We start from the raw sequence: 24,109 nt of genomic DNA, 5'->3' as shown, positions 1-24,109 counted from the left end.
TGCATCGGTGAGTGCTAACTGTTGCGCGGAAAACCGAGGTCTATGCCGCCGTGGCTGGGGTCGAGCCAGCGCGAGGTGATCGCCTTCTCCCGGGTGAAGAACGCGAAACCGTTGGGTCCGTAGGCTTTCGCGTCGCCGAACAGCGACGCTTTCCAGCCGCCGAAGCTGTGGTAGGCCACCGGTACCGGGATCGGCACGTTCACGCCGATCATGCCGACGTGCACCTGCCGCTGGAAACGCCGCGCCGCGCCGCCGTCGTTGGTGAAGATGGCGACGCCGTTGCCGTAGGGGGAGGCGTTGACGAGGTCGACGGCATGCTCGAAGCCCTCGACCCGCACCACCGAGAGCACGGGCCCGAAGATCTCGTCGCGATAGACCGCCGAGGTGACCGGCACCCGATCGATCAGGGAGGGGCCGAGCCAGAACCCGTTGGGGTCGCCGTCGACGGCGGTGTCGCGGCCGTCGACCACGAGACGGGCCCGATCGGCGACGGCGGTGTCGAGGTACCCGGCCACGCGGTCCCGGTGTTCCCGGGTGATCAGCGGTCCCATGTCGCAGCCGCGGCGGCCGTCCCCGGTGCGCAGCCCGGTCATCCGCGCGGCGACGCGCTCCACCAGCTCGTCGGCGATGGAGTCGACCGCGAGCACCACGCTCACCGCCATGCAGCGTTCACCGGCCGAGCCGAAGCCGGCGTTGACGGCGGCGTCCGCGGCCAGGTCCAGATCGGCGTCCGGCAGGACGAGCATGTGGTTCTTGGCGCCGCCGAGCGCCTGCACCCGTTTGCCGTGCGCGGTGGCGGTCCGATACACGTAGTCGGCGATCGGCGTGGAGCCGACGAAGGAGATCGCCGCGACCTGCGGGTGCGTCAGCAGCGCGTCCACCGCCTCCTTGTCGCCGTGCACGACATTGAGCACACCCGCGGGCAGTCCGGCGTCGGCCGCGAGCCCGGCCAGCCAGTTCGCCGCCGACGGATCCTTCTCGCTCGGTTTGAGCACCACCGTGTTCCCGGCGGCGATCGCGATCGGGAAGAACCACAGCGGCACCATGGCCGGGAAATTGAACGGGCTGATCACGCCGACGACGCCGACCGGTTCGCGCACCGAGTACACGTCGATCCCGGTCGAGGCGTTCTGGCTGAACTCGCCCTTGAGCAGGTGCGGCATGGACAGCGCGAACTCGACGACCTCGAGCCCGCGGGCGATCTCACCCGCCGCGTCGGCGAGCACCTTGCCGTGCTCGGCGGTGAGGATGCTCGCCAGCTCGTCCTTGCGGGCGTTGAGCAGCTCGCGGAAGTTCAGCAGGAACCGGTGGCGGGTGGCGACGGAGGAATCGGCCCAGCCGGGCAGCGCCGCCGCCGCGGCGGCGACGGCCACGCCGACGTCCTCGCCGGTGGCCATCCGGACGCTGCGCTGCGCGACGCCCAGTGCGGGATCGAAAACCGGTGCGGTGCGGGTGGATTCGCCCGTCCACGGCTTGCCGTCGACCCAGTGGTCGACGATGTCGATGGTCTCGGGATGCGTCATCGGATCTCCTCGGCGGGCAGGGCGGTCAATACGTCACGCAGGATGGCGGTCGCCTCCGCGACCTCGGCCTCGGTGACCACGCACGGCGGCGTCACGTGAATGCGGTTGTCGGCCAGGAACGGAAGCAGCCCGCGGGCGACGAGCTCGGTCTTGACCCGAGCCATGGTCGCGGCCGACACGGGTTCCCGGGTGGCGCGATCGGCGACCAGCTCCAGTGCCCAGAACACGCCCTCGCCGCGCACGTCGCCGATCACCGGGCACTCCTCGGCCACACGCGTGAGCGCCGGTCCGAGCACGGTGCGGCCGATACGTTCGGCATTGGCCACGATGCCCTCGTCGGCCATCACATCGAGGGCGGCGACGATCGACGCCGCGGCCAGCGGATGCCCGCTGTAGGTGAGGCCGCCGGGGAAGACGGTGTGGTCGAAGGTGTGGGCGATCTGCTCGGAGATGACGACGCCGCCCACGGGAACGTATCCGGAGTTGACGCCCTTGGCGAAGGTGATCAGGTCGGGCGTCACGTCGTAGCCGTCGAACGCGAACCACCGTCCGGTACGGCCGAATCCGCACATCACCTCGTCGAGGATCAGCACGATCCCGTATCGGTCGGCGATGGCGCGGACACCGGCGAGATAGCCGGGCGGTGGCACCAGGATGCCCGCGGTGCCGGGCACCGTCTCCAGCAGGACCGCGGCGATACTGGACGGCCCCTCGCACTGCACGACCCGCTCGAGGTGCCGCAGCGCGCGCTCGCTCTCCTCCTCGGCGGTGCTCGCCCAGAACTCGCTGCGATACAGGTAGGGACCGAAGAAATGGACGTGGCCGCGGGCGTACTCGTTCGGTATCCGCCGCCAGTCGCCGGTCGCGACCACCGCCGCGCCCGTGTTCCCGTGGTAGGAGCGGTAGGTCGAGAGCACCTTGTCGCGGCCGGTGTGCAGCCGCGCCATCCGGATGGCGTTCTCGTTGGCGTCCGCGCCGCCGTTGGTGAAGAACACCTTCTCGAGCCCGTCCGGCGCGAGCGCGGCGATCCGCTGCGCCGCCTCGCCGCGTTGCAGATTCGCGGCGGCCGGGCCGATGGTGGCCAGGCGCGCGGCCTGATCGGCGATCGCGGCCGTGACCACCGGATGCTGATGGCCGATGTTCACGTTGACCATCTGACTGGCGAAATCCAGGTATTCGCGGCCCCCGTGATCCCAGACCCGGCAGCCGCGACCGCCCGCGAGCACCACCGGATTCAGCGCGGCCTGCGCCGACCAGGAGTGGAACACGTGGTCGCGGTCGAGCTCGTAGGCGCGCGCGTCCAGATCGACGCGCACGGCGGTCATGCCGTCACCTTCGTCGCCGTGATGGATTGCCGCAGTTGCGGAATGATCGTCTCGCCGTAGACGCGCATGGTTTCCTCTTTGTTGTCGTGTTGCAGGTAGCCCGCGAACTGATCGACGCCGAGGTCGGCGAGTCGCCGGAGTTTGGCGATGTGCTCGTCGGCGGTGCCGAGCACACAGAACCGTTCGACGATGTCGTCGGAGACGAAGTCGGCGTGCACGTTTCCGGCGCGGCCGTGCAGGTTGTAGTCGTAACCCGCGCGGCCCTCGATGTATTCGGTGAGCGCTTGCGGCACGGCCCCGCTGCCGCCGTAGCGCGCGACGATGTCGGCGACGTGGTTGCCGACCATCCCGCCGAACCAGCGGCACTGATCGCGCATGTGCTTGCGATCGGTGCCGATGTACATCGGCGCCGCCACGCATATCGTGATCGAATCCGGGTCGCGGCCCGCCGCCACCGCCGCCTCGCGCACCGTGGCGATCATCCATTCGGCGATGTCGAGGTCGGCCAGTTGCAGGATGTAGCCGTCGGCCACCTCGCCGGTCAACGCCAGCGCCTTCGGTCCGTAGGCGGCCACCCAGACGTCCAGCGTCGAGCCGACGCTCCACGGGAACTGCACGGTGCCGCCGCCGTATTCGACCGGCCGCGAATTGGCCAGCTCCCGGATCACGTGGATCGAGTCGCGCAGCGTCTTCAGCGTGGTGGGTTTGCCGCCGCCGACGCGCACCGCGGAATCGCCGCGCCCGATCCCGCAGATGGTGCGATTGCCGTAGGCCTCGTTGAGCGTGGCGAACAGCGACGCGGTGACGGTCCAGTCCCTGGTCGCCGGATTGGTCACCATGGGCCCGACCGTGATTCGCTTCGTCTCGTGCAGAATCTGGCTGTACAGCACGTACGGCTCCTGCCAGAGCAGATGCGAATCGAAGGTCCACAGGTGGCTGAACCCGTGCGCCTCGGCCAGTTTCGCCAATTGGACGGTGCGCGCCGCCGGGGGATCGCACTGTAGTACCGCTCCGAATTGCATGGCGTCTCCTCAGATCAAGTACTGACACGGGTCGCGGCGCACGAACTGCCCGTCGCCTTTGCGGCCGCGGTACTCACCGTCCGCGACCACGACCTTGCCGCGGGAGAGCACGGTGTCGACGTGGCCGTCGATCTCGTAGCCCTCCCAGGCCGAGTGGTCCATGTTCATGTGATGGGTCTTGCCGAGACCGATGGAGGTGTGGCCGTTGGGGTCGTACACCACGATGTCGGCGTCCGCGCCGGGAGCGAGCACGCCCTTGCGTCCGTAGAGGCCGAACATGCGGGCCGGGGTGGTCGAGGTGATCTCCACCCAGCGCTCCAGGGTGATCCGGCCGTCCACGACGCCCTGGTACATGAGGTCCATCCGGTGCTCGATGGTGCCGATTCCATTGGGGATCTTGGAGAAATCGCCGATCCCCATGTCCTTCTGTCCCTTCATGCAGAAGGGACAGTGGTCGGTGGACACCATCTGGAGGTCGTTGGTGCGCAACGCCTGCCACACCTGGTCCTGATGTTCTTCCTGCCGGGAGCGCAGCGGTGTGGAGCACACCCACTTCGCGCCCTCGAAACCCGCTGCGCCGAGGTTGTCCTCCAGGGAGAGATACAGGTACTGCGGGCAGGTCTCGCCGAAGACGTTGCGGCCCCGGTCCCGCGCCGCGGCCAGCTGGGCGACGGCCTGCTTCGCCGACACGTGCACCACGTACAGCGGCGCACCGGTCAGATCGGCCAGCATGATCGCCCGATGGGTCGCCTCCTCCTCGAGCTGCCAGGCGCGTGCGATGCCGTGGTAGTACGGATCGGTCTTGCCCTCGGCCAGCAGCTGCGCGACGAGAACGTCGATGGCGGGGCCGTTCTCGGCGTGCATCATGGTGAGCAGCCCGGTGTTCGCGCCGATCTGCATGGCGCGCAGGATCTGCGCGTCGTCGCTGTAGAAGACGCCGGGATAGGCCATGAAGAGCTTGTAACTGGTGATGCCCTCGTCCGGCAGTCCGCGCAGCGCGGCCAGCGACGCGTCGTTCACGTCGCCGACGATCTGGTGGAACGAGTAGTCGATGGCGCACTGGCCCGACGCCATCTTGTGCCAGGTTTGCAGGGAATCCTGCACGCGCTCACCGAACTTCTGCACCGCGAAGTCGATGATCATGGTGGTGCCGCCCCATGCGGCGGCCCTCGTCCCGGTCTCGAAATCGTCGGACGCCGTCGTTCCGCCGAACGGCATCGACATGTGCGTGTGCGCGTCGATGCCGCCGGGGATGACGTACTTGCCGGACGCGTCGATGACGGTGTCCACGGTCTCGGCCAGATTCGCGCCCAGCGCGGTCGTGCCCGGATGCAGCAGTGCGACAATGCGTTCACCGTCGACGAGGATGTCGGCGGGGCCGCGGCCGGTCGCCGAGACGACCGTTCCTCCGGTGATCAGTGTGGTGGCCACGTTTCCTCCCGGTTCAGGGCGCCACGATGGCGTCGTAGGAATCCGGCCTGCGGTCGCGATAGAACTGCCAATCGCTGCGGACCTCGCGCACCAGATCCAGATCGAGGTCACGGATCAGCAGTTCGTCGGTGTCGGCGGAAGCGCGCTCGCCGACGTAGCAGCCGCGCGGATCGACGAAATACGAACTGCCGTAGAAGGTCACGGCATCGTCGCCGAACTCCTCCGTCTCCGTACCGATGCGGTTGTTCGCGCCGATGAAGTACTGGTTGGCGGCCGCTGCGGCGGGCTGCTCCAGCTCCCAAAGCCGCTCGGACAAGCCGGGTTTGGTCGCCGACGGGTTGAAGATGAGCTCGGCCCCTGCCAATCCGTAGGCGCGCCAGCCCTCCGGGAAGTGGCGGTCGTAGCAGATGTAGACACCGACCTTGCCCACGGCGGTGTCGAACACGGGATAGCCCAGGTTGCCCGGCCGGAAATAGAACTTCTCCCAGAAGCCGGACAGCTGTGGAATGTGGTGCTTGCGGTATTTACCGAGATAGCTGCCGTCGGCGTCGATCACCGCCGCGGTGTTGTAGAGCACGCCGGGCTGGTCTTCCTCGTACACCGGGAGCACGATCACCATCCGGTGCTCCTTGGCCAGCTCGGCGAACCGTTCGGTCGTCGGCCCCGGGACGGATTCGGCGTACTCGTAATACTTCCTGTCCTGCACGTTGCCGAAATACGGTCCGTAGAACAGTTCCTGGAAGCAGATGACCTGCACGCCCGCGGCGGCGGCCTGCTCGACGAATCCCTCGTGCTTGGCCAGCATCGACTTCTTGTCACCGGTCCACGTCGCCTGGGTGATGGCGGCCCTGATTGTCGTCACCTGTCGATCTCCCTACCGAAGTTGGTTATGTTATCTTCGAAGGTAAACATTTCCTGAATATTTCAGTCGGTGCCGAAAGTGTAAATCTCGCGAGGTGTTCGAGGCATGGAAATGAACGACCGGATCCAGATCGATGACCCGACTCCCGCGGGCATCGCGGGCGCCATCGCCCGCCTCATCACCAGCGGCGAGCTGCGCGCCGGGGACCGGCTGCCCACGGTGCGGGAGCTCTCGCGCCGCCTCGGGGTCAGCCCCGCGACCGTGAGCCACGGCTGGCGGGCGTTGGCGCAGGCCGGGCTGGTGGTGTCACGCGGGCGCAGCGGGACCTTCGTCGCCGAGAGCGGAGCCAGGCCCGCGTCGTCGCGGACCGACAGCATGACCCGCGGTGCGACCGATGCCCGGCTCGACCTCTCGCTCGGCACCCCCGACCCGGCGCTGCTGCCCGAGATCGGGTCGATCCTGTCCCGGCTCGCCCTCGATGCCGAGACCACCGATTACCACCAGGCGCCGGTGGTGCCCGAACTCGGGCGGCTGCTGCAAGCGGACTGGCCGACCCGGTCGGGCGCACTGACCGTCGTCGACGGCGCGATGGACGCCATCGTCCGCAGCCTGCAGGCCGTCGTCCGCTTCGGCGACCGGGTGATCGTCGAGGACCCCACCTTCCCGTACATCCTCGACTACCTGGAATCCATTGGCGCGCAGATAATTCCGGTGCGCATGGACGAAGAGGGCGTGCTGCCGGACGATTTCGCGCGTGCGATCGCCACCGGGGCGAGCGCGGCGGTCCTGCAACCGCGCGCGCAGAACCCCACCGGGGCGTCGATGAGTGTCGAGCGCGCCGAGGAGTTGGTCGCGATCCTGCGGCACAGCGAGCGCCGGTGCATGGTCATCGAGGACGATCACTCCGGCGCGGTCGTCCCCGTCGAGGACATCAGCCTCGGCCGATGGCTGCCCGACCGGGTGCTGCACGTGCGCAGCTACTCCAAATCGCACGGCCCCGACCTGCGGATCGCGGCACTGTCCGGCCCGGAGGAGATCATCGACCGCATCGTGGCCACCCGCGTCCTCGGTCCCGGCTGGACGCCGCGCATCCTGCAGCGCCTGCTGCACGAGATGCTGCGCGACGAAACCGTCACCCGCACCGTCGAACACGCCCGTGCGCAGTACCAGATCCGCCGCCGCGCCCTCGCCGACGCGCTGCGCCGCCACGGTCTGCACCTCGCCGAGGGCCAGGGCCTCAACGCCTGGCTGCCCGTCGCCGACGAGCGCACCGCGCTGATCCACTTGGCCGCCAATGGAATCCGGGTCGCCCCCGGCGGCCCGTTCTTCGTGGCCGACCGCGGTCATCCCGAAGCGGTGCGCGTGACCGTCGCCCCCCTCGCGGACGGCATCGATGAGGTCGCCGCCGTCCTCGCCTTGGCCGCGCGGCCCCGTCAATCGGAATACTTCTCCCTGGACCAGGAATCGTGGGATGGTCGGTGAAGGGGAGCGGCCCGTCTCCGATCACTACCCGAAATCGTCGTCGAATCCCGCCGAATCGGCTCCCGCCCACCAGGATTCGAGTGGGTCGTCTTCGTAAATTCCGGCGGCGGCCGATAGCCGTCGGGGAGATCGAAGGCGATCGCGTCGGTGCGCAGTGCGATGGCGCGGACGGCGCGGGTGGCGCGCATCCGCCGCGGATCCTCGGTGCCCGCGACGCCGAGCAGAACGTCGACTCCCGGTGCGTGCCACAGCGCGATCAGCTCGATGTCACCCGCGTCCTCCGCGGCGAGGGCCACTTCATGGACGACCTCGGCCAGGGGTGTGCCGCGCAGCGGTTCGGCGTCAGGCCCGCCTCTCATCCTCCGGCGACGACGCTACCGGCCGCATCTCGGTCTGCTTGGGCCCGAACGCCTTTCCGCGCGGCTAAGACGACAAGTACGCCTGCGACGGCCCCGGCGAAGTACGGGGACGGTACGAGCAGGACGCCGCTGAACACGCAATAGGCCGCGAGGCCCCAGCCGATTCCGGCGGGCACGGCGATCCCGCGCTCGGCGAGATGCCATGTCAGGCAACCCAAAAGGATGAACGGTACGGCGAAACTGCCCGGACCGGCCCAGAAGGTGACCTCGTTCTGCAGCGACTCCACCGTCGGGCCGTCGCTCGTGACGGCGAGGGGGACCGCTCCCCATATCCCGCGATCCACCCAGCCTGCGATGTCGTCCCCAGCGAACAGCGCGAGCAAGGCGAGGTGCCCTGTTCCGAGGACGACCATGATTCCGGCGGCCCAGCGCAGCAATCGCTTGGGGGAGTTCATGAGTTGTGGCACGGTTCGCCTCTCGTTTATACGGTACCGTACAGATCGTTTGTACGGTACCGTATAAACGAGAGGCGAACAATGGAGGTGACCGGAATTCCCGCAGTGGCCCGAACGACACGAGCCCGCTGGATAGCGGCGGGTCTCGACGCCCTCGCCGAAGGAGGGCCCGACGCGGTCCGGGTCGAGACGCTCGCCGCCGCACTCGGCGTGACGAAGGGCGGGTTCTACGGGCACTTCGACGGGCGTGCCGCGTTCCTCGCCGAGATGCTCGACGAGTGGGAAAGTCGCTGCACCACGGAGGTCATCGCCCAGGCGAACGCCGAAGGCGGCGAGGCCGCTGACCGGATCCGGCGCGTCGGCCGGATGACGTTCTCGGAGGACCTGCATCGTATCGATCTGGCGATTCGTGCGTGGGCCAACCACGACGAGGCCGTCGCGGCGCGCCTGCGGCGCATCGACAACGAGCGAATGGCGTTCCTGCGCAAGATGTTCGGCGCCTTCCTCACGGATCCCGACGAGATCGAGGCGCGCTGCATGCTGACGTTCGCGCTCGCCATCGGCCGCCACTTCATCGTCGCCGACCACCCCGGCTACACCAAACTCGAAGCCATCCAGCTCGCCGGAGAACATCTCTTGCGCCCGTGACGGCGTAGCCGACTTGCGTATCCGTTGCGACGAGGGCTGGGCTTGCGCTGCGTCGAGCCCAGCCCTCGCTCGAGCATGTCCGAGCCGACGGCCTCCAAGGATGTGGATTCAGAACGGAAACTCGGCGTAAGCCTCTCCCGCGAACCGGTGGACGGCGTGCGTGCGCATCCGCGAACCATAGATCGCGTGCTCGAAAAGCGCCGTGTAGGTGGGGAATTCCATACGGACCAGACCCGCGGTGTGCGCCAGGTACACATCGAAGCCGGGGTACATCAGACCGGCGAACGGCAGGTCGTCCACATCGAGGGCGATCACCGGGTATTCGCCCTCGGCGTCCGGCTCGCCGACGGCGAGCACCCGCCGCGAGTCCGAACCGCCGGGGAGCAGGAAGCATTCGCCGAAACGCTCGGCCAGCGGGGTGAAGAACTCCGCCCACGGCCCGCCCAGTTCGTCGTCCACGAGCTGGTCGAGCGGTCGGGGCGCGAACGCACCGTCCTGGCCGAACCAACCGTAGCGCTCCAGCAGGCTCACATCGAACGCCAACCACGCCCGCAGGCTGGGCGGCAGCGGTCGTCCCGACGGAAAAACCATGTCCGCCAGTACATCCGCCGCCATCGGCCGCGGGCTGCCCTCCACCCATGGGACGTGCTGGTATTCCAGTGCGGACGCTTCGGGCGCCCGCCGCACCGCCTCGATCACGCGCTCCGTCAAGGCCACTCCGTGTGCGGAGCTCGCGCCCCGGTCGATCACCATGCCGCGCAAAGTAACAGCCCCGACCGACACCGACGCGTGTGTATGGCCCCGGGCTAGTGCAGGATGTCGTCCACGGTCGGGGCGACGACGCCGAACAGGTCGGCGATGGTGGTGAGGGCGGCGCTCTGCAGTGCGGCGGAGGGCACGGTGTCTCCCAAGGGGCTGGGCAGTGGTCGGGTGGCGGTGGCTTCGGCGACGACGGTGGGGCGGTAGCCGAGATTGAACGCGCCCTGGGCGGTGTAGCTCACGCACATGTGGGTCATGAATCCGGCGAGCACCAATTCCTGCCCCGCACCCAGCTCCTTCAGGGTCTGCTCGAGATCGGTGGCGTGGAACGCATTCGGGAATTGCTTGACCACCACCGGTTCTCCCGTCCGCGGGGCGACGGGATCGCTGATCGCACCGATATCGGCGCGAATATCGTAGGGGGTGTCCGGCCCGCCGTCGTTGACGATGTGCACCACCGGTCGCCGCAATTCTCTTGCGGCCGTGAGCAATCGGGCACCGGCGGCCAGCGCCTCCTCGGGCCCGTCCACCGCCATGACACCGCGGAGGTACGTGTTCTGGAAATCGATCATGATCACCGTGGCATCTGCCAATCGCGGTAGCCGATCATCGAGACCGATCACGTCGCGCAGGGTGCTGGAGACGGCATTCATCGACATGTGTCGCTACTTTCTGTGTGGGAGAGGGAAATACGTGCGGGATCACCGCTCGACATTCAGGTAGTGATGCGGAATCGCTTCCGGTAGTCGCCGGGTGTGGCGGAGAGTTGCCTGCGGAAGGCGCGGTGCAAGGTCTCGACCGATCCGAGCCCGACCGTCGCGGCGATCCGTTCGACGGGCTGGTCGGTGGTTTCGAGCAGGCGGCGCGCCGCCTCGACCCGGCACGCCTCGACATAGACCGCGGCGCTGGCGCCGGTCTCCTGCTGGAAGACCCGCGTGAAATGGCGTTCGCTCAGGCACATCCTGGCCGCGAGCGCTGCGGCGGACAGATCGCCGTCCAGATTCTCGGTGATGAAGAGCCGCAGGTCATCGATGTCGCGGCGGGCGGTCGCGGGACGGCTCAGCGGCACGCTGAATTGGCTCTGCCCGCCTTGCCGTTTGAGATACACCACCAACTGCCGTGCCACCTGCAACGCCAAGTCCTCGCCGTGATCCTCGGCCACCAGAGCCAGGGAGAGGTCCAGGCAGGCGCTGATCCCCGCGCCGGTCCAGATCCGGCCCGAGCGGATGAAGATCGGGTCGGGGTCCACGACGATGTGGGGGTGTTCGGCCGCGAGCTGGTCGGCCGTCGACCAGTGTGTGGTGGCCGTTCTCCCGTCCAGCAGACCCGCGGCGGCGAGCAGATGCGCGCCCACGCACACCGAGGCTATTCGCCTCGCATGTGGCGCAACGGACTCGATCCACGCCACGACCTCGCGATCGATCCGCGCGACCGGCCCGCTGGGCGGAGTGTCGACCGCGCCGGGGACGATCAACGTGTCGATCGTCGGCTCCACCTCGTCGAAGCCGAGGTCGGTGACGACGCGCACCCCGGCGGAGGTGCGCACTTCACCGCGGACCGGGCTCGCCAGCCGCACGTCGTAGCGCACTCGCCCGCCACCCTCGCGGTTGGCCAGCGCGAACACTTCGGCGGGCCCGGTGACATCGAGCAGGTCGACATCGGGGAAGGTCGCGATGACCACGCGGTGGCTCGAAATCATGAGTCCATCGTCGAGGCGCGCGCCGATGGCCGCAACGACGGATCTCTGTCAGATCCGGCCACCGGATCCCACGCCCGAGCTCAGCGGCGCACCGTCGTCTCCCGCTCCACGCGCGGACTCAGTTCAGGTCGCGGATGATGTCGAGTGCACGGCCCAGGGTTGTCACCCGGGCATCGATGGTGTCACCCGCCGGATAGAGGCGAATCGTGTCGACACCCGCGTCGCGCCAGACGCGCAGCCGGGCGCGGACCATCGCCTCGGTGCCGATCAACGTGGTCGCCAGAACCATCTCGTCGGTGACGAGCGCCGCGGCTGCTTGCCGGTCTCCTGCCTGCCAGCGCTGACGTACCGCTTCGGCGACGTCGGCCCACCCTTGACGGCTGTAGGCGTTGTTGTAGAAGTTGGTGGCGCCCGATCCCATTCCGCCGAGGCTGAAGGCCAGTTCCTTCTTGCGGGCCGCGAGCATCGTCCGCAGGGTGTCCTCGTCGTCGGCGAAGGCCACCTCCGCGCCTTGGCAGATGTCGAGCTCGTCGCGTGACCGGCCCGCGGCGGCCAGCCCGGTGTCGAGGCGATCGAGATACGCGGCGGCGCGTTCGGGAATGAAACTCGTGCCGAGCCAGCCGTCGGCCATCCGTCCGGTCAGTTCGAGCATGCGGGGCGACAGGGTCGCGAGGTAGATCGGGATGTCGGTGTTCGCAGGCAGCGACAATCGCATCGGCCTGCCTTCGCCGCCTGCCATCGGGATCCCATGCCTGTGACCGGAGTAGCTGATCTTTTCTCCGGCGAATGCCTGGCGGATGATCTCCACGGTCTCGCGCATACGGACGAGCGGCTCGGCGAACGAAACGCCGTGCAGCCCTTCGATGACCTGCGGTCCCGAGGCGCCGAGGCCGAGCAGGAACCGTCCCTGCGACAAGTCCGCCAAGGTCAATGCCGATTGGGCGATCGCCACGGGTGTGCGGGTCCCGATCTGGATGACGCCGGAGCCCAGCAACATTCGGTCGGTTCGGGCGGCGAGGTAGCCCAAGGCGGTCGGGGCGTCCGAGCCCCACGCCTCGGCGACCCAGCAGATATCGAGACCGAGTTTCTCTGCCTCCAGGGCGAATTCGAGTGCTCCCGGGTAGGAGGCTTCGATGGTGGTGGCGGTGCGCATCAGTGCTCCTCACCCTCGAGGAATGTCTTGATCGCCGCGAGGGTGTGCTCGATGGCTCGTTCGAGCTCGCGCATCCGGACGAAGACGATCTTCTGTTCCTTCTCCGGCATGGCGGCGATGGCGAAGCTCAGGCCGGACGGCCCCGGCCCCATCCGAACCCATTGACGCAAGCGGGTGCCGTCGTTGTCCGCCTCGAGGGTGAACCGCCAAGTCGCACCGGGATTTTCGACGCTTCCGACGACCCAGGAGAAGGTCCGGGACGCGTCGAATTCGACGATGTAGGACGTGGTCGACCACTCGCCGAGTTTCGGATGCCGGCTCGTACCGACGAAGGCGCCGCCCAGCCGCGCGCCGTGAATGGGATCGACCCATTCGGCGGACTTCAGTTCGTCGCTGAACAGCGGCATCAGTTCGATATCGGTGACAACGCTCCAGACCTTCGCGAGGGGCGCATCGATGTGGATGACGCTCTCGGCGGTCGGGGTGTCGGCATAGATCGCGCCGGTCCACTCCATCGTGTCGGTACTCCTTCGGTTCGGTGGTACGAGGTCCGCACCCGGTGCCGTCGCGTGGCAGTACCGGGTCGCGGTGCGGGTGCGGCGGTGTGTGTCACAGTGCGAGCGGACGCGGAAGATGCAGCACGAGTTGCGCTTCGGTGGTGACTTCCAATCGCAGCGGTCTGCTGAGGCCGAGCCCGGTGAGCAGGTCGCTGAGCGGTCCTGTGCCGCGGTGGAGCCGAACGTTCGAGGGAAGGATCCGCGTGCCGATCGTGAGAGGGTTGGCCTGGGTGGTCGTCTCGTACCACGTTCCGTTCAGGGTGTGGACGAGTTTCGTGGTCGAGACACGGGATTCCGGACGAAGATCTCGGATGGCGGGGAGCTTCGCGCGGACCTCGATATCGGTCCGGCCCCCGGGCCCGGCGACTCGCGCGTACACCTCGCCGGCGACGTTCACGTCGATGTCGGTTCGCCACTTGGGCAGGTTGTAGCCGTCGACCCCGCGCAGGCGCGCGATCTCGGTGTTCACGGGCAGCGCGAGCACGTGGGCATGGTTGACCCGGCGCCGGGCATCGCCGATCACGCCGAGGGCCCCGGCCCGGCGGCGCGGATCGTGCACGACCGCGGCGACTCCCACTTCGTTGTACGGGTCGTTGTCACAGACTTCGTAGCGATAGAGCGCCAGCGCGATCAGTCCGACGCCCGGCAGGATGCGGACGGGTTCGAGCGGTGCCGGAAGGTGAGCTCGCAGCCGCGACAGCGGCGCCGTGAAAAGCAATTGCGCCGAACTCGTGCGGTAGTAGAAATTCGGCGTCCACATCGGACCCAGCGCCGAATCCGCGATTCGCTTCGGTATCCGACGGAAGAAGGTGATGTCTCCGACGGCCGGATCTCGCTGGATCTCGTCGAGATCCGGATTCATCCGGTAGCGGTCGTAATAGCCGTTCTTGACGACGGGAACCTTGCGGTCCCCGATCGTGATCTCAGTGAATTCCATGACCGATTCCGTCGAGTGAGCTGGTGGCTTCCGGGCTGTCGCCGGGTGCGTTGTCGACCGAGTGGAGGAACGACGCCAAGCACGCGGTGACGATGTGCGGTTGCTCGAGGTTGCTGGTGTGCCCGGCGGCGGGAACGACCTGCAAAGCGGATCCATCGATCCGAGCGACGAGGCGCTCGGCGTCGAGGCGGGGGGTGGCGGTGTCGTCGGCGCCGACGATCACCAGGGTCGGCGCCACGATCTCGGCGAGTTCGTCCCCCATCGGGGCGTGGTCGGCGACCGCCAGAATGGCTTTCCTTATTCCGGTTCTGCCGGAACAGGACAGGCGGGCATTCCATTCGTAGACAACGGGTTCGCTGCGCCGGGAGTTGAGGAAATCCGGACCGAACAAGGTCGGCAGCACCTGCTGCTTCAACGGTGCGGCGCCGAGGAGCTGGTAGATCCACGCGAACAGCGTGTACTTCCGTGCGACATCACGCGGCTCACCGTCCGCGGTGGTGTCCAGAACCGTCAGCGATCGCAAGAGCTCACCCCGGCGTGCGGCGAGCCGCAGACCGACGAACCCGCCCATCGACAGACCGACGAAGTGCACCGGCGCGAGATCCAGTTCCCGAATCAACGCTTCGACATCGTCGCAGAGCGTGTCCATGTCGTACCCGCCCGCCGTGGCGGGGGTTTCGCCTTGGCCGCGCCAATCCACGGTGACGCACCGGTATCGGTGCCGCAGGACATCGATCTGCGGCCGAAACATCCAGCCCCCGAACAACAATCCGTGACCGAACAGGATCGTCGGGGCATCGGGCAGGCCCGGTGGAGTTCCGGTATCGATATAGGCCAGCGATACGCCATTGGCGTGCAGCAGCGGCATGGACAGCTTCCTTTCGAACTGGAGATTTCGGTCTAGGGGACCGGGGTCTGACGTTGCCCCGAGGTGAAGAGCCCCGCGAGAGACAGAGCGACGGCGCACAAGGTCGGGGTCGACACGACCTCGAACCGAGGAGGGGGATAGGACGTGGCCACGGGACCCGAGTGGTGAGCCGCGTGGTCCGCGCCCGACCCGTTGTTCGCCGGTGCGCCCATGGCGGCGTCCATGAACGCGGGATCGGTGAGGTAGGCGTAGACGACGTAGCACACGCCGGTCGTGAGCAGCAGGCTCACGGCGGTGATCGCCGAAATGGCCCACACCCGGGGGAGGCGTCCGAGCGCCGATCTCGCGATCACCGCGGTGAGCGCTCCGGGTGCGAAACCCCACCCGAGCATGAACCACACCGCCGCCAACGCTTTCACCGCGGCGCCCTGGGCCATTCCCAGAAGCGCACCGTGCCAAGCGATCAGCGTCAGTGCGGCGGCAATGACGGCCGCGGAGACCGTGATTCGGAAATCGCCGGTGGCGGCGCCCGTCATCGCGGACTCAGACTCTCGCGAAGTCGAGCAGCCGCGCGCCGCGCCGGGAATTGAGCAGGTAGCCGCCGAGCAATCCACCCGCCAGCGCCGAGGCGTAGCCCTTCACCAGGAACAGTTCGGGCATGTCGATCGATCCCCAATAGTTCAGTCCGACATTGTGATCCAGCGACCAGCACAGGGTCTGACACACGCTCAATGCCAGCGCGCCGCATGCCGCGGTGAGCGCGAACCCCGCGGGACTGCCGGGGCGTCGCCCGGCGGTGACGAGGTAGGTGAGTCCGCCGACCGCCGCCCCCATGCCGATGCCGCACAGGCCGAGCGTCCAGACCACCCGCCACACCAGCGTGCCGTGATCGGGAAACAGGATCAGGCCGAGGAGGAGGAAGTTGAATTCTCCGAAGAAGCTCAGCGCGATGAACACCTTGATCGTGCGGGTGGCGCGGTCGTCGTACGAGCCGTCGGATACGGGTGTGCCCACCGGCGTTCCTCCTCGGTATTGGGCGAAAAGTTCATTGAATGGACTTTCTGAAGTCCAGTTTGTGCGCGGTCAGACCGGTGACGGCGGCCCGTATTCGCGCCGAAGACATCATCAAACGGAATTGACCAATCTGTCAACCACTGGTTTATGGCATAGGGCATATTTGTGAAAATAGTCCGTTGAATGGACTTTTGCTAAGGTCATAGCGTGGTGCAGAGCGAGGAATCGGAGGAGTCCGGCGGCGACACGTCGCGGACGAGCGTGCTGAACCGGGTCGCGACGATCCTGGAGGCGGTCGCACTCCACGGATCGTGGGGAGCCCGTTTGATCGACGTGACCCAGGCGACCGGCCTGTCGCGACCCACCGTGCACAGGCTTCTGCAGGAACTGATCGAGATCGGATACGTCGAGCAGCGTGCGAAGAAATACAGCCTGGGCCCCGCCCTCTACGCGCTCGGGCTGAGCGCCCCGTCGCCCATCGGCGACTACGGCGGCATCGAACGATGCGCGCAGCGACTAGCCGACAGCACCGGCGACACGGTCTACATCGCCATTCGCCAGCTGGGTGGACTGCACTACCTGATTCGCGCCGAAGGTTCGTACCCGATTCGCGCCCGAGTCGTCGAAGTGGGCGAGACGGTGCCGCTCGGCGTCACCTATGCCGGGATCGCGCTGCTGGCCTGGCACGCCCCCGACGAGGTCGAAGCGCAGTTGCGCGCCAACGAACCCCGCCGCGAGAGACTGGGATTCGACGTGTCGAACTTCTCCGCGCGCCTCTCCTCGGTGCGGAGGCAGATCGCCGGCGTCCGGGAACACGGGTGGTGCTTCGACACCGACACCGTGCTACCCGGAGTGACGGGGATGGCGGCGCCGGTACCGTCCCGGACGCGCCAGCCCTACATGGCGGTCACCATCTCCGCCGTGAACGACCGGCTCCCTCCCGACCGAGTCCGCGCACTACGAGGACCGTTGCTCGCCGCGGCGCGGGAGATGACCGGCTTCATCGCGTAGATCGCCTGCGGCGCCGCCTGTTTCCGGGAACGTCGCTCGCCCCCGCGTCGAACGGAGTGTGCCGACTGCTGTGTCCGGCAGAGGACCTCGGAAGTTCCGGAGCGGACATCGATTCCGCGTTCGGACCGAACGCGCGTACCATCCTGCGTCTGGACGGAGAGTCCCAGAACAGAGATGGTTTCGAGCTGTCTGGATCGCGTCGCTCTCCGGTTCTGCAGGGGTCGGTCGGTCGATTCGATGAGTTGGGAGTGGATGTCGATGGCACGCAGAGTGGTTGTCACAGTGATCGATGATTTCGACGGACGTTCACCCGCGGTGGAAACGGTGACGTTCGCTGTCGATGGAGTCGGCTACGAGATCGACTTGTCCGAGGAGAACGCGGCTCGCTTGCGGGAAGTGTTCGGCGAGTGGATTCCGTTCGGTCGTCAAGTCGGCAAAGTGGGACGTCGGCGCAGCGCCACCATCGTGCCGACGAATACGCGCGGACCCGAGGCGGGCGTGGTTCGTCAGTGGGCGCGGGCGAACGGTCTCGCGGTGCCCAGTCGCGGACGGGTGCCGTCCGATCTCGTTGCGGCGTACGAGAAGGCCGCTTCGTAACCGGCGAGTCCCGAAGGGTGTGCGGTCGGGCGGGGGCCGGCGGTCCGGTCGGCCCTTGGCTCAGGTTCCAGCACGGTGCTCCAGCCACCTCGGTGGCCTTCCGAGACGCGGTCAGCGCGTCATTCCGGACGCACAAGGCTCTGAACTGGGAATTCGCAACCTGAACCACGCGGGCGCGGATGGCGCTGGTTGGCGCATCCTGAGCGAGAGCGCTGATCTCTCTTGACGCGTGTGCTTGGCTGGAAGTCGTGGGGAAACGGACCTGGCTGACGACCACCGCCGGTCTCGCGCTGCTGATGCTGTGGGGCGAGTGGGCGAACTGGCGTGCTTCCCGCAGGCTCGTCGGGTCCGTGCCCGGCACCTCCGAAGCCGTCGTGGTCCTCGGGTATCGCAACCCGGGCGCGCGCGCCAACGCCATGAACCGGTGGCGCGTTCGTGCGGGCCTGCGATCCATCGACCCGGCGGCGGTCGAGAGTCGGCTCGTGCTGTGCGGGGGCGCGTGCGCGGGGCCACGCACCGAGGCGTCGCTGATGGCCGAGTACGCCACGCGGACCCGTGGGTACCGCGGTGAGCTCGTCCTGGAGGATCTGAGCCGGACCACTTGGGAGAATGTCGCTTTCGCGATTCCGTACCTGAACGACGTCGATCGGATCAAGATCGTCTCGTTGCCGTCCCATGCCGCGAAGGCTCGGCACTATCTCGCGCAGCAGTCGCCCCACCTGGCGTCCCGCCTGGTCAGGGGAGCGGAGTACCGGTTCGGCGACTGGATGCCGCTGAAACCTCTCTTCGCCCTCTACGGTCTGCTGAAAGCCGTTCGCGACCGTCCGTGACGCGCGGCGTCGTCCGGCCCGCCGCCGACTGTCACGCTGAGCTACTGGTCACCGCCTCCGACGCCGTCGATTGTGCGGGCCCGCCGTTGCCACGGCGCGAGCAGGAGTTCGCAGGCGCGTTGGACGTCGTCGACGGCCTGCTCCGGGGTGATCTCCCCGGCGGTGGCCCAGGTGAGAACTCCGTAGACGGCCTGTTCGACGAGTCGGGCCAGCCGCCGGTCCTCGGCCGTGGCGCGTTGCAGGGCGGCGATGTCGAGGATGCGCTGGTCGATCGCGAACGGCGGGTTGAGCCCGTATTCGTTGCGCACCACGTTGATCGAGACGATCATGGCGCGGGCCAGCGGGACGCTGGTGAGCATGCGCCGCACGGCGGTTCCCATGGCCTCGGCCACGGCGGTGGTCGCGGTGGTGGCCGAGCTCCCGGGGATCGGCATTCGCTCGACTCGGTCGGCGAGTAGCGCGGCGTAGAGGTGGTGCTTGGAGGGGAAGTAGCGGTACAGCGTCCCTACGGCGACGCCTGCGCGGGCGGCGATATCGCTGATCTGGACCTGCTCCAGCCCGTGGCGGGCGCCGAGTTCGGCTGCGGCGCGCAGCATTCGGTGGCACCGCTCACGCTGGCTCGGGGTGCGTGGCTCGGCGAGCTTGCGCATGTCGTGGGTACGGGGCACCGGACGATCATGATCCATCGTCGGCCGTGGCGCCGATGAGCCGTTGCATGGCCCGGTGAGCGCCGAGCACGGCCCGCGCGCGGTCGGCGTCGTTGCGCGCGGTGACCAGGCGCTCGTTGCCGCTGACGATGTGCACCGGTCCGTGCGGCAGCGCCCGCAAGCCCTCGACGGCGACCTGATCGGGCTCGGCGACCGGCAGTCCGGGCACGTCGAAATTCAGCCCGGCTCGCCGCATCGCCGGTGTGCGGGTGACGCCGAGGACGAGCTCGAGGACGTCGACGCCGTGCTCGCGAAGTTCCAGCCACAAGCCCTCGGCGAAGATGCGGCCGAATGCTTTGACGCCGCCGTACACGGTGTGCTGACTCGAGCCGAGATAGCCTGCCATCGAGCCGACCAGGATCACTCCGCCACGCCCCCGCGCCACCATGCCGGGCGTCAAGCGGTGCACCAGCCCGAGCGGGGTGGTCACGTTCAGGTCGATGACCCGGTCGAATGCGGCCAGGTCGCCGTCGAGGAACCGCGCGCTGTGGGTGTTGGCGCCCGCGTTGTACACGAGCAAGCCGATGTCGAGGTCGTCGACCGCGCCCGCGACGAGTGCGGCCGCACCACGGTCCGCGAGGTCGACGGCGAGTGTCCGAACTTCGACACCCGAAGCCCGGCAGGCCTCGGCCGTCTCGCGCAGCGGATCGGCGCGCCGGGCGACGAGAACGAGGTTGATGCCCGCGGCGGCGAGGTGGTGCGCGAACGAGGCGCCGACACCCTCGGAACCCCCGGCGATCAGGGCCCACGGCCCGTATCGAGCGAGCGAGTCGTCCACGGAATGACCTCCACAATTAGAATTCATTCTAGTAATCGGAGTGGACTGTAGCGTATAACTGCTGCCATGCGCATCGGCTTGTCGGCTCCAGTGGTCACCGCGGTCCCGGGAACGGCCGCGGCCTGGGAGGCCGTGGCGGGTCCGGACGAACTCGGTCGGGTGGCGTCCTGCGCGGACGAGCTCGGTTTCGACTACATCACCTGCTCCGAGCACGTGGCCGTGCCGATCGACGCCGCGGCGACGCGCGGCGGCACCTACTGGGATCCGTTGGCCACGTTGTCGTTTCTGGCCGCACGCTCACGCAGGATCCGCCTGGTCACCTCGGTCCTCGTCCTGCCGTATCACCGCCCGCTGGAGATCGCGAAGCGGTACGGCACCCTCGACCGGCTCAGCGGCGGGCGCGTCGTGCTCGGCGTGGGTGTCGGTTCGTTGCGTGAAGAGTTCGAACTCCTGGGAGCGCCGTGGGAGGACCGAGGCGCGGTCACCGACGCGCGGATGCGCGAATTGCGTTCGGTCTGGGGCCGTCCCGAGGTGTCGGGCATGGTCGTGTCGCCGTCGGCGACAAGGGATCACGTACCGCTCTGGGTCGGCGGCCGGACGCCGCGGTCGTTGCGCCGCGCGGTCGAACTGGGCGACGGCTGGATGCCGTTCGGCCTGAGCTCCGAGCGCATCGAGACCATGCTCGGTCGCGTCGAGTTACCCGCGGGATTCGACGTCGTGCTCGGCACCGGCCGCCCGCTCGACCCGCTGAGCGATCCCCGCGCTGCCGGGCGGACGCTCCAGCGCCTTCGCGACGCCGGAGCGACCGCCGTGACCTGCACCGTCCAGGCGACGTCCGCCGCGAACTACTGCGAGCAACTGGAAGCGTTGCGCGCCCTCACCGAAAGGATCGACCACTGATGACACCCGTGCCCACTGTCCCGGCGGAATGGGAGCGACGCCTCCGACGAGTCGAAGACGAACTGGCGATCGGCAAACTCGTCGCCCGCTACGGTCCCGCGGTCGACGCCGCCGACGCCGACGCGGCGGCGGAGTTGTGGACCGAAGACGGAACCTACGACGTCGAAAGCTGGTCCATGAACGGCCGCGACGAGGTGCACGCGATGGTCTGCTCCGCCGAACACCGCGGACTCGTCGAGCGGGGCTGCACCCATTTCCTCGGCCCGGTGGCGACCGTCATCGAGGGCGACCGCGCCACGGCGGTGTGCGAGTCGCTACTGGTCGTGCACCGCGACGGCCGCTTCGTCGTCGCCCGCGCCGGAGCCAACCGATTCGAGCTGACCCGCACCGCCGACGGATGGAAGATCCTGCGTCGCGTCACGCGTGCCCTCGACGGCACTCCCGAGAGCCGTGAGCTGCTCGCGTTGAACCGATGAGCGGCCCAGGTCGATTCGGCGATGCGGCAGTTCCACTCGCACCGCCGAACCCGTAGCGGGCGACAAGGAGCCGCCGACGTCGCGCTGACCATGGACCCGGCGTGGGCGGAGAGGACGGTCCCGAATCCGGTGTCTCCCAATCCAAGGCGAACCTGCGCGTAGAGCACGAACGTGGCGAAGGCCGCGCACAACGGAATCTGCACAACTCCCCGGCGCCGATGGGCGCAGTTCTGTCACGTGCGAGCATCCGTCCGATATTCGCTGACGCGGCGAATCGCTGTCGGACGCATCGGTTCGCAGGTCGGCCCATCAGATCGGGGACCGGGCAACACAATCCGGCGAACACCGAGTTCGACGCGTACGCTACCGTCGGGGTCGCCGAGCCGGGCATGGAATGACGACGTCAGGACAGGATCGACTCCCGTGGTCGACAGCGCTGCCGGAGACCCCGCTCGGCGATCGAAGACGAAGGGTGTGACGCAGCACGACGCGGGTACGGCCAAGGTGATGGCGGACCGCGGCGCGGCAGCGCGAGTGGGTGAGTGATCATGAAGACGAAATCGGCGGAGACGGTGAAATGCCGAGGGTGCGAGTGCTGGTGGCCCTTGAGCGCGCACAACGTGTGCCACTGCTCCCAATGCCATCAGACATTCACGGGCGAAAAAGCGGCGAATCTACATCTGGTCGTGGACTACCGACACAAACCACACGTCGTCTGCCGCACACCGCAAAGCGTCGGCCTCGTCGACGCCGCCCGCGACTACCCCTGCTGGGGCTTGCCGGAGAAGGCCCTCGCGTGAGCGTTCTCCGGCCCGGACGCTGGTTGCTGTCCATGATCATCGAAAACAGCCGCGCCCGTTGAGCGCGTTGACCTGCGTGGTCAGCCGTTACGCTCCCGCCGTGATGATCGCGGCGGGAGCTACCGCCCGAACCCCCGTCATCGAGAATCAATTGGGCCGCTGACGTATGGGCGGCGGGCAACACCACGGGACGCAGCGTAATCGTCAGGGCGTCAGCGGGCTGCGCGGGCGAAGCGACCGGGTGTGACGCCCGTCCAACGGGTGAAGGCGTGGGTGAAGCTGGAGGCGTCGGAGTAGCCGAGGCGGCCGGCGACGTCTTCGACGGTGGCGCCGATGGACAACAGCTCCTCGGCCAGCATCTGGCGGGTCTCGGCGACGAGTTCACGGTAGGAGGTGCCTTCGTCGGTGAGTCGGCGCCGCAGCGTGCGGGTGCTCATGCGCAGTTCGGCGGCGACCTCGTCCAGGCCCGAGGCGACACCGAGGGTGAGCAAGGCCTCCCGGACCTGGGCCGCGAGTCCCTGCCGCTTGCGGCGCTGCTGCATGATCTCGGCGGCTTGCCGCTCGGCGAAGGCGGCGGTGTACGGGTTCGCCTGAGGGAGGGGCAGATCGAGTAGATCCTGGGCCATGACGACCTTCGTCACCGGAGCGTCGAATTCCGGCTCCATGCCGAGCAGTGCGCCGAACTGGTCGGCGTACGGCGGTGGGGGACAGGCCAGCTCGACGCGGGTGGGCGTCACGGTACCGCCGAACACCTCCTTGGCGATCGCGGCCATCTCGGCGATGTCGCGTTCGAGCAGGAATGTGCGCACCCCGGCGGGGACGGCGGAGTCGTCGATGGTGGCGACCCCGTCGCCAGCGTGCACCTCGAAGCGCCAGCGGGCGAAGGAATAGCCGATATCGATGTGGTCGACGCCGATCCGCCAGGCATGCCGCACCGTGGGGCTGCTGATCACCGCGAAGGCCCAGATGCCGTGGACGAACAGGGGGTAGCGGCGGCCCGCCTCCAAACCGAGCGCGGGAACGTGCCCGATCGCGGTGACCAGGTTGTGAACCAGTCGAAGCTCTTGGCGCGCAAGGATTTCCGATTCCGGATCGGGCAGCGCGGCCGGGGCGATGCCCGTGCCGTCCAGGCACTGCTCGACGGGCATGCCGTGCTCCATGGCGAGTTCGACCAGAATCGCCGCGCTGGCGATCGAGCGCGGCATGTTGAGCCGGGTGGTCATCTGCCAACTGTCGAGAGCGTGGCCGGAAAAGTCAAGTTCTGGCCGTCGACCTCATGGCATGGACACGTCCGGCCTTCTAGCGTGAGAGCACATGACAACCACCGACCAACTCGCCGCCTTCGAACCCGCGTGCACCCGAGAGGCGGCATTGGCGCTGTTCGACGGACTTCCCCCGGTGCGTGCCACCGACCTCACCGGCCGATGGCACGGCAGGGAACTGGCGACGGGCCACCGCATGGACGGCCTCCTGGAAGCGTCGGGGTGGTACGGCAAGCAATTCGACGGCGTCGAGCGCGTCCACCCGCTCCTGTTCGTCGATGCTTCCGGCGAGATCTTCGCCGTCGACCCGAAGCTGGTGCCGCTCGGCGTCGCCCACCGGGTGTCCGCTTCGGTCGTCGGCCGAGGCCGGAGGCTGCTCGGCGCCGTGAAGCCCGCGGTGCGCACCAGGAAGTACCGGGCGCGCTTGCGTGAAATCGAGCATCGAGGCGTCGTGACGGCGGCAATGATCTACGACCATCTCCCGATCATCGACGTCTTCCGGCGCGTCGACGACGACACCGTACTGGGCCTCATGGACTTCCGCGACCGCCCGGAGCCGTACTTCTTCATCCTGTCCCGAGACTGACCGGGCGTTCGGCTCGAGAAATCACCATCGCAACGTTCGGCCGGCGATGGATGCGGGCTTCGGCGATC

Annotated in this window: 28 protein-coding genes; 9 read left to right on the top strand and 19 right to left on the bottom strand. The window is 68.0% G+C overall.

All coding sequences use genetic code 11. The annotated features are described in order from the left end of the window. Positions 1 to 14 precede the first annotated feature (14 nt). From AC3ERS_RS25315 to AC3ERS_RS25295, 5 genes are read right to left on the bottom strand one after another with little or no spacing between them, the layout of a single operon-like run. Positions 15 to 1,523: a CoA-acylating methylmalonate-semialdehyde dehydrogenase gene (locus AC3ERS_RS25315; protein WP_431970577.1), complete on the bottom strand. Its 1,509-nt coding sequence runs from the start codon at positions 1,521 to 1,523 to the stop codon at positions 15 to 17. Then, entirely contained in the window at positions 1,520 to 2,848 is a 1,329-nt protein-coding gene (locus AC3ERS_RS25310) for an aspartate aminotransferase family protein (RefSeq protein WP_431970576.1), read from the bottom strand. The genes AC3ERS_RS25315 and AC3ERS_RS25310 overlap by 4 nt, the downstream gene beginning before the upstream one ends. Beyond that, on the bottom strand, positions 2,845 to 3,870 hold the full coding sequence (locus tag AC3ERS_RS25305; protein WP_431970575.1) for a TIGR03842 family LLM class F420-dependent oxidoreductase: 1,026 nt from the start codon (positions 3,868 to 3,870) through the stop codon (positions 2,845 to 2,847). The genes AC3ERS_RS25310 and AC3ERS_RS25305 overlap by 4 nt, the downstream gene beginning before the upstream one ends. A gap of 9 nt (positions 3,871 to 3,879) precedes the next feature. Next, entirely contained in the window at positions 3,880 to 5,301 is a 1,422-nt protein-coding gene (gene hydA, locus AC3ERS_RS25300; protein ID WP_431970574.1) for a dihydropyrimidinase, read from the bottom strand. A gap of 13 nt (positions 5,302 to 5,314) precedes the next feature. Continuing rightward, positions 5,315 to 6,163 carry a nitrilase-related carbon-nitrogen hydrolase gene (locus tag AC3ERS_RS25295; protein WP_431970573.1) on the bottom strand — a complete coding sequence of 283 codons (849 nt, stop codon included), beginning with the start codon at positions 6,161 to 6,163 and terminating at the stop codon, positions 5,315 to 5,317. 105 nt (positions 6,164 to 6,268) lie between these two features. On the opposite strand from AC3ERS_RS25295, the gene AC3ERS_RS25290 reads away from it, so the two are divergent. Continuing rightward, positions 6,269 to 7,645 (top strand): aminotransferase-like domain-containing protein, encoded by a 1,377-nt coding sequence (locus AC3ERS_RS25290; RefSeq protein ID WP_431970572.1) that lies wholly within the window; start codon positions 6,269 to 6,271, stop codon positions 7,643 to 7,645. Here AC3ERS_RS25290 and AC3ERS_RS25285 read toward each other — a convergent pair. Further along, a complete protein-coding gene (locus AC3ERS_RS25285) occupies positions 7,597 to 8,004 on the bottom strand; it encodes a hypothetical protein (protein ID WP_431970571.1) in 408 nt (135 codons plus the stop codon). The genes AC3ERS_RS25290 and AC3ERS_RS25285 overlap by 49 nt on opposite strands. Then, positions 8,001 to 8,459, bottom strand: a complete 459-nt coding sequence (locus tag AC3ERS_RS25280; protein WP_431970570.1) for a DUF6463 family protein — start codon at positions 8,457 to 8,459, stop codon at positions 8,001 to 8,003. Before AC3ERS_RS25280 ends, AC3ERS_RS25285 begins: the two co-directional genes overlap by 4 nt. Before the next feature lie 81 nt (positions 8,460 to 8,540). Here AC3ERS_RS25280 and AC3ERS_RS25275 point away from each other — a divergent pair, with 81 nt between their 5' ends. Then, positions 8,541 to 9,107, top strand: coding sequence for a TetR/AcrR family transcriptional regulator (locus AC3ERS_RS25275; RefSeq protein ID WP_431970569.1), 567 nt, complete (start codon positions 8,541 to 8,543; stop codon positions 9,105 to 9,107). Between the two features lie 108 nt (positions 9,108 to 9,215). On the opposite strand, the gene AC3ERS_RS25270 is transcribed toward AC3ERS_RS25275, so the two are convergent. The 9 genes from AC3ERS_RS25270 to AC3ERS_RS25230 form a co-directional block, all read right to left on the bottom strand. Next, positions 9,216 to 9,860, bottom strand: coding sequence for a hypothetical protein (locus AC3ERS_RS25270; protein WP_431970568.1), 645 nt, complete (start codon positions 9,858 to 9,860; stop codon positions 9,216 to 9,218). 53 nt (positions 9,861 to 9,913) lie between these two features. Then, entirely contained in the window at positions 9,914 to 10,525 is a 612-nt protein-coding gene (locus AC3ERS_RS25265) for an isochorismatase family protein (RefSeq protein WP_431970567.1), read from the bottom strand. Positions 10,526 to 10,581: 56 nt separating this feature from the next. Further along, positions 10,582 to 11,565 (bottom strand): GlxA family transcriptional regulator, encoded by a 984-nt coding sequence (locus AC3ERS_RS25260; protein ID WP_431970566.1) that lies wholly within the window; start codon positions 11,563 to 11,565, stop codon positions 10,582 to 10,584. A 118-nt stretch (positions 11,566 to 11,683) separates the two neighbouring features. Then, entirely contained in the window at positions 11,684 to 12,718 is a 1,035-nt protein-coding gene (locus AC3ERS_RS25255) for an LLM class flavin-dependent oxidoreductase (RefSeq protein ID WP_431970565.1), read from the bottom strand. Continuing rightward, positions 12,718 to 13,233, bottom strand: coding sequence for an SRPBCC family protein (locus AC3ERS_RS25250; RefSeq protein ID WP_431970564.1), 516 nt, complete (start codon positions 13,231 to 13,233; stop codon positions 12,718 to 12,720). Before AC3ERS_RS25250 ends, AC3ERS_RS25255 begins: the two co-directional genes overlap by 1 nt. A gap of 94 nt (positions 13,234 to 13,327) precedes the next feature. Next, the gene (locus AC3ERS_RS25245) at positions 13,328 to 14,212 is read right to left on the bottom strand and encodes an acetoacetate decarboxylase (RefSeq protein ID WP_431970563.1); all 885 of its coding nucleotides are present in this window, start codon (positions 14,210 to 14,212) and stop codon (positions 13,328 to 13,330) included. Beyond that, positions 14,199 to 15,080 carry an alpha/beta fold hydrolase gene (locus tag AC3ERS_RS25240; RefSeq protein ID WP_431970562.1) on the bottom strand — a complete coding sequence of 294 codons (882 nt, stop codon included), beginning with the start codon at positions 15,078 to 15,080 and terminating at the stop codon, positions 14,199 to 14,201. The genes AC3ERS_RS25245 and AC3ERS_RS25240 overlap by 14 nt, the downstream gene beginning before the upstream one ends. Before the next feature lie 32 nt (positions 15,081 to 15,112). Next, positions 15,113 to 15,616 carry a hypothetical protein gene (locus AC3ERS_RS25235; RefSeq protein ID WP_431970561.1) on the bottom strand — a complete coding sequence of 168 codons (504 nt, stop codon included), beginning with the start codon at positions 15,614 to 15,616 and terminating at the stop codon, positions 15,113 to 15,115. A gap of 7 nt (positions 15,617 to 15,623) precedes the next feature. Further along, a complete protein-coding gene (locus AC3ERS_RS25230) occupies positions 15,624 to 16,094 on the bottom strand; it encodes a hypothetical protein (protein ID WP_431970560.1) in 471 nt (156 codons plus the stop codon). Positions 16,095 to 16,301: 207 nt separating this feature from the next. Between AC3ERS_RS25230 and AC3ERS_RS25225 the strand changes: the two genes are divergently transcribed. The 3 genes from AC3ERS_RS25225 to AC3ERS_RS25215 all read left to right on the top strand — a co-directional run bounded on the left by AC3ERS_RS25225 (position 16,302) and on the right by AC3ERS_RS25215 (position 18,532). Beyond that, positions 16,302 to 17,105: an IclR family transcriptional regulator gene (locus AC3ERS_RS25225; RefSeq protein WP_431970559.1), complete on the top strand. Its 804-nt coding sequence runs from the start codon at positions 16,302 to 16,304 to the stop codon at positions 17,103 to 17,105. Between the two features lie 258 nt (positions 17,106 to 17,363). Next, positions 17,364 to 17,702 (top strand): histone-like nucleoid-structuring protein Lsr2, encoded by a 339-nt coding sequence (locus tag AC3ERS_RS25220; RefSeq protein ID WP_431970558.1) that lies wholly within the window; start codon positions 17,364 to 17,366, stop codon positions 17,700 to 17,702. A 248-nt stretch (positions 17,703 to 17,950) separates the two neighbouring features. Beyond that, a complete protein-coding gene (locus AC3ERS_RS25215) occupies positions 17,951 to 18,532 on the top strand; it encodes a YdcF family protein (RefSeq protein WP_431970557.1) in 582 nt (193 codons plus the stop codon). Positions 18,533 to 18,573: 41 nt separating this feature from the next. Here the strand turns inward: AC3ERS_RS25215 and AC3ERS_RS25210 are convergent, their stop codons facing one another. Together AC3ERS_RS25210 and AC3ERS_RS25205 are read right to left on the bottom strand one after the other, a co-directional pair. After that, the gene (locus tag AC3ERS_RS25210; protein ID WP_431970556.1) at positions 18,574 to 19,200 is read right to left on the bottom strand and encodes a TetR/AcrR family transcriptional regulator; all 627 of its coding nucleotides are present in this window, start codon (positions 19,198 to 19,200) and stop codon (positions 18,574 to 18,576) included. 7 nt (positions 19,201 to 19,207) lie between these two features. After that, complete coding sequence (locus tag AC3ERS_RS25205; RefSeq protein WP_431970555.1) at positions 19,208 to 20,017, bottom strand: SDR family NAD(P)-dependent oxidoreductase; 810 nt, start codon at positions 20,015 to 20,017, stop codon at positions 19,208 to 19,210. 66 nt (positions 20,018 to 20,083) lie between these two features. Here AC3ERS_RS25205 and AC3ERS_RS25200 point away from each other — a divergent pair, with 66 nt between their 5' ends. The 3 genes from AC3ERS_RS25200 to AC3ERS_RS25190 all read left to right on the top strand — a co-directional run bounded on the left by AC3ERS_RS25200 (position 20,084) and on the right by AC3ERS_RS25190 (position 22,193). Continuing rightward, positions 20,084 to 20,917, top strand: a complete 834-nt coding sequence (locus AC3ERS_RS25200) for a TIGR03619 family F420-dependent LLM class oxidoreductase (RefSeq protein WP_431970554.1) — start codon at positions 20,084 to 20,086, stop codon at positions 20,915 to 20,917. Continuing rightward, on the top strand, positions 20,917 to 21,393 hold the full coding sequence (locus tag AC3ERS_RS25195; protein WP_431970553.1) for a nuclear transport factor 2 family protein: 477 nt from the start codon (positions 20,917 to 20,919) through the stop codon (positions 21,391 to 21,393). Before AC3ERS_RS25200 ends, AC3ERS_RS25195 begins: the two co-directional genes overlap by 1 nt. 548 nt (positions 21,394 to 21,941) lie before the next feature. After that, on the top strand, positions 21,942 to 22,193 hold the full coding sequence (locus AC3ERS_RS25190; RefSeq protein WP_431970552.1) for an FDXHR family putative zinc-binding protein: 252 nt from the start codon (positions 21,942 to 21,944) through the stop codon (positions 22,191 to 22,193). Positions 22,194 to 22,405: 212 nt separating this feature from the next. On the opposite strand, the gene AC3ERS_RS25185 is transcribed toward AC3ERS_RS25190, so the two are convergent. Beyond that, entirely contained in the window at positions 22,406 to 23,416 is a 1,011-nt protein-coding gene (locus tag AC3ERS_RS25185; RefSeq protein WP_431970551.1) for an AraC family transcriptional regulator, read from the bottom strand. A gap of 91 nt (positions 23,417 to 23,507) precedes the next feature. Between AC3ERS_RS25185 and AC3ERS_RS25180 the strand changes: the two genes are divergently transcribed. After that, a complete protein-coding gene (locus AC3ERS_RS25180; protein ID WP_431970550.1) occupies positions 23,508 to 24,041 on the top strand; it encodes a DUF4334 domain-containing protein in 534 nt (177 codons plus the stop codon). The last annotated feature ends 68 nt before the right edge of the window (positions 24,042 to 24,109 follow it).

It is taken from the genome of Nocardia sp. bgisy134, assembly GCF_057708325.1.
This window is presented reverse-complemented; position numbering and strand designations above follow the sequence as displayed.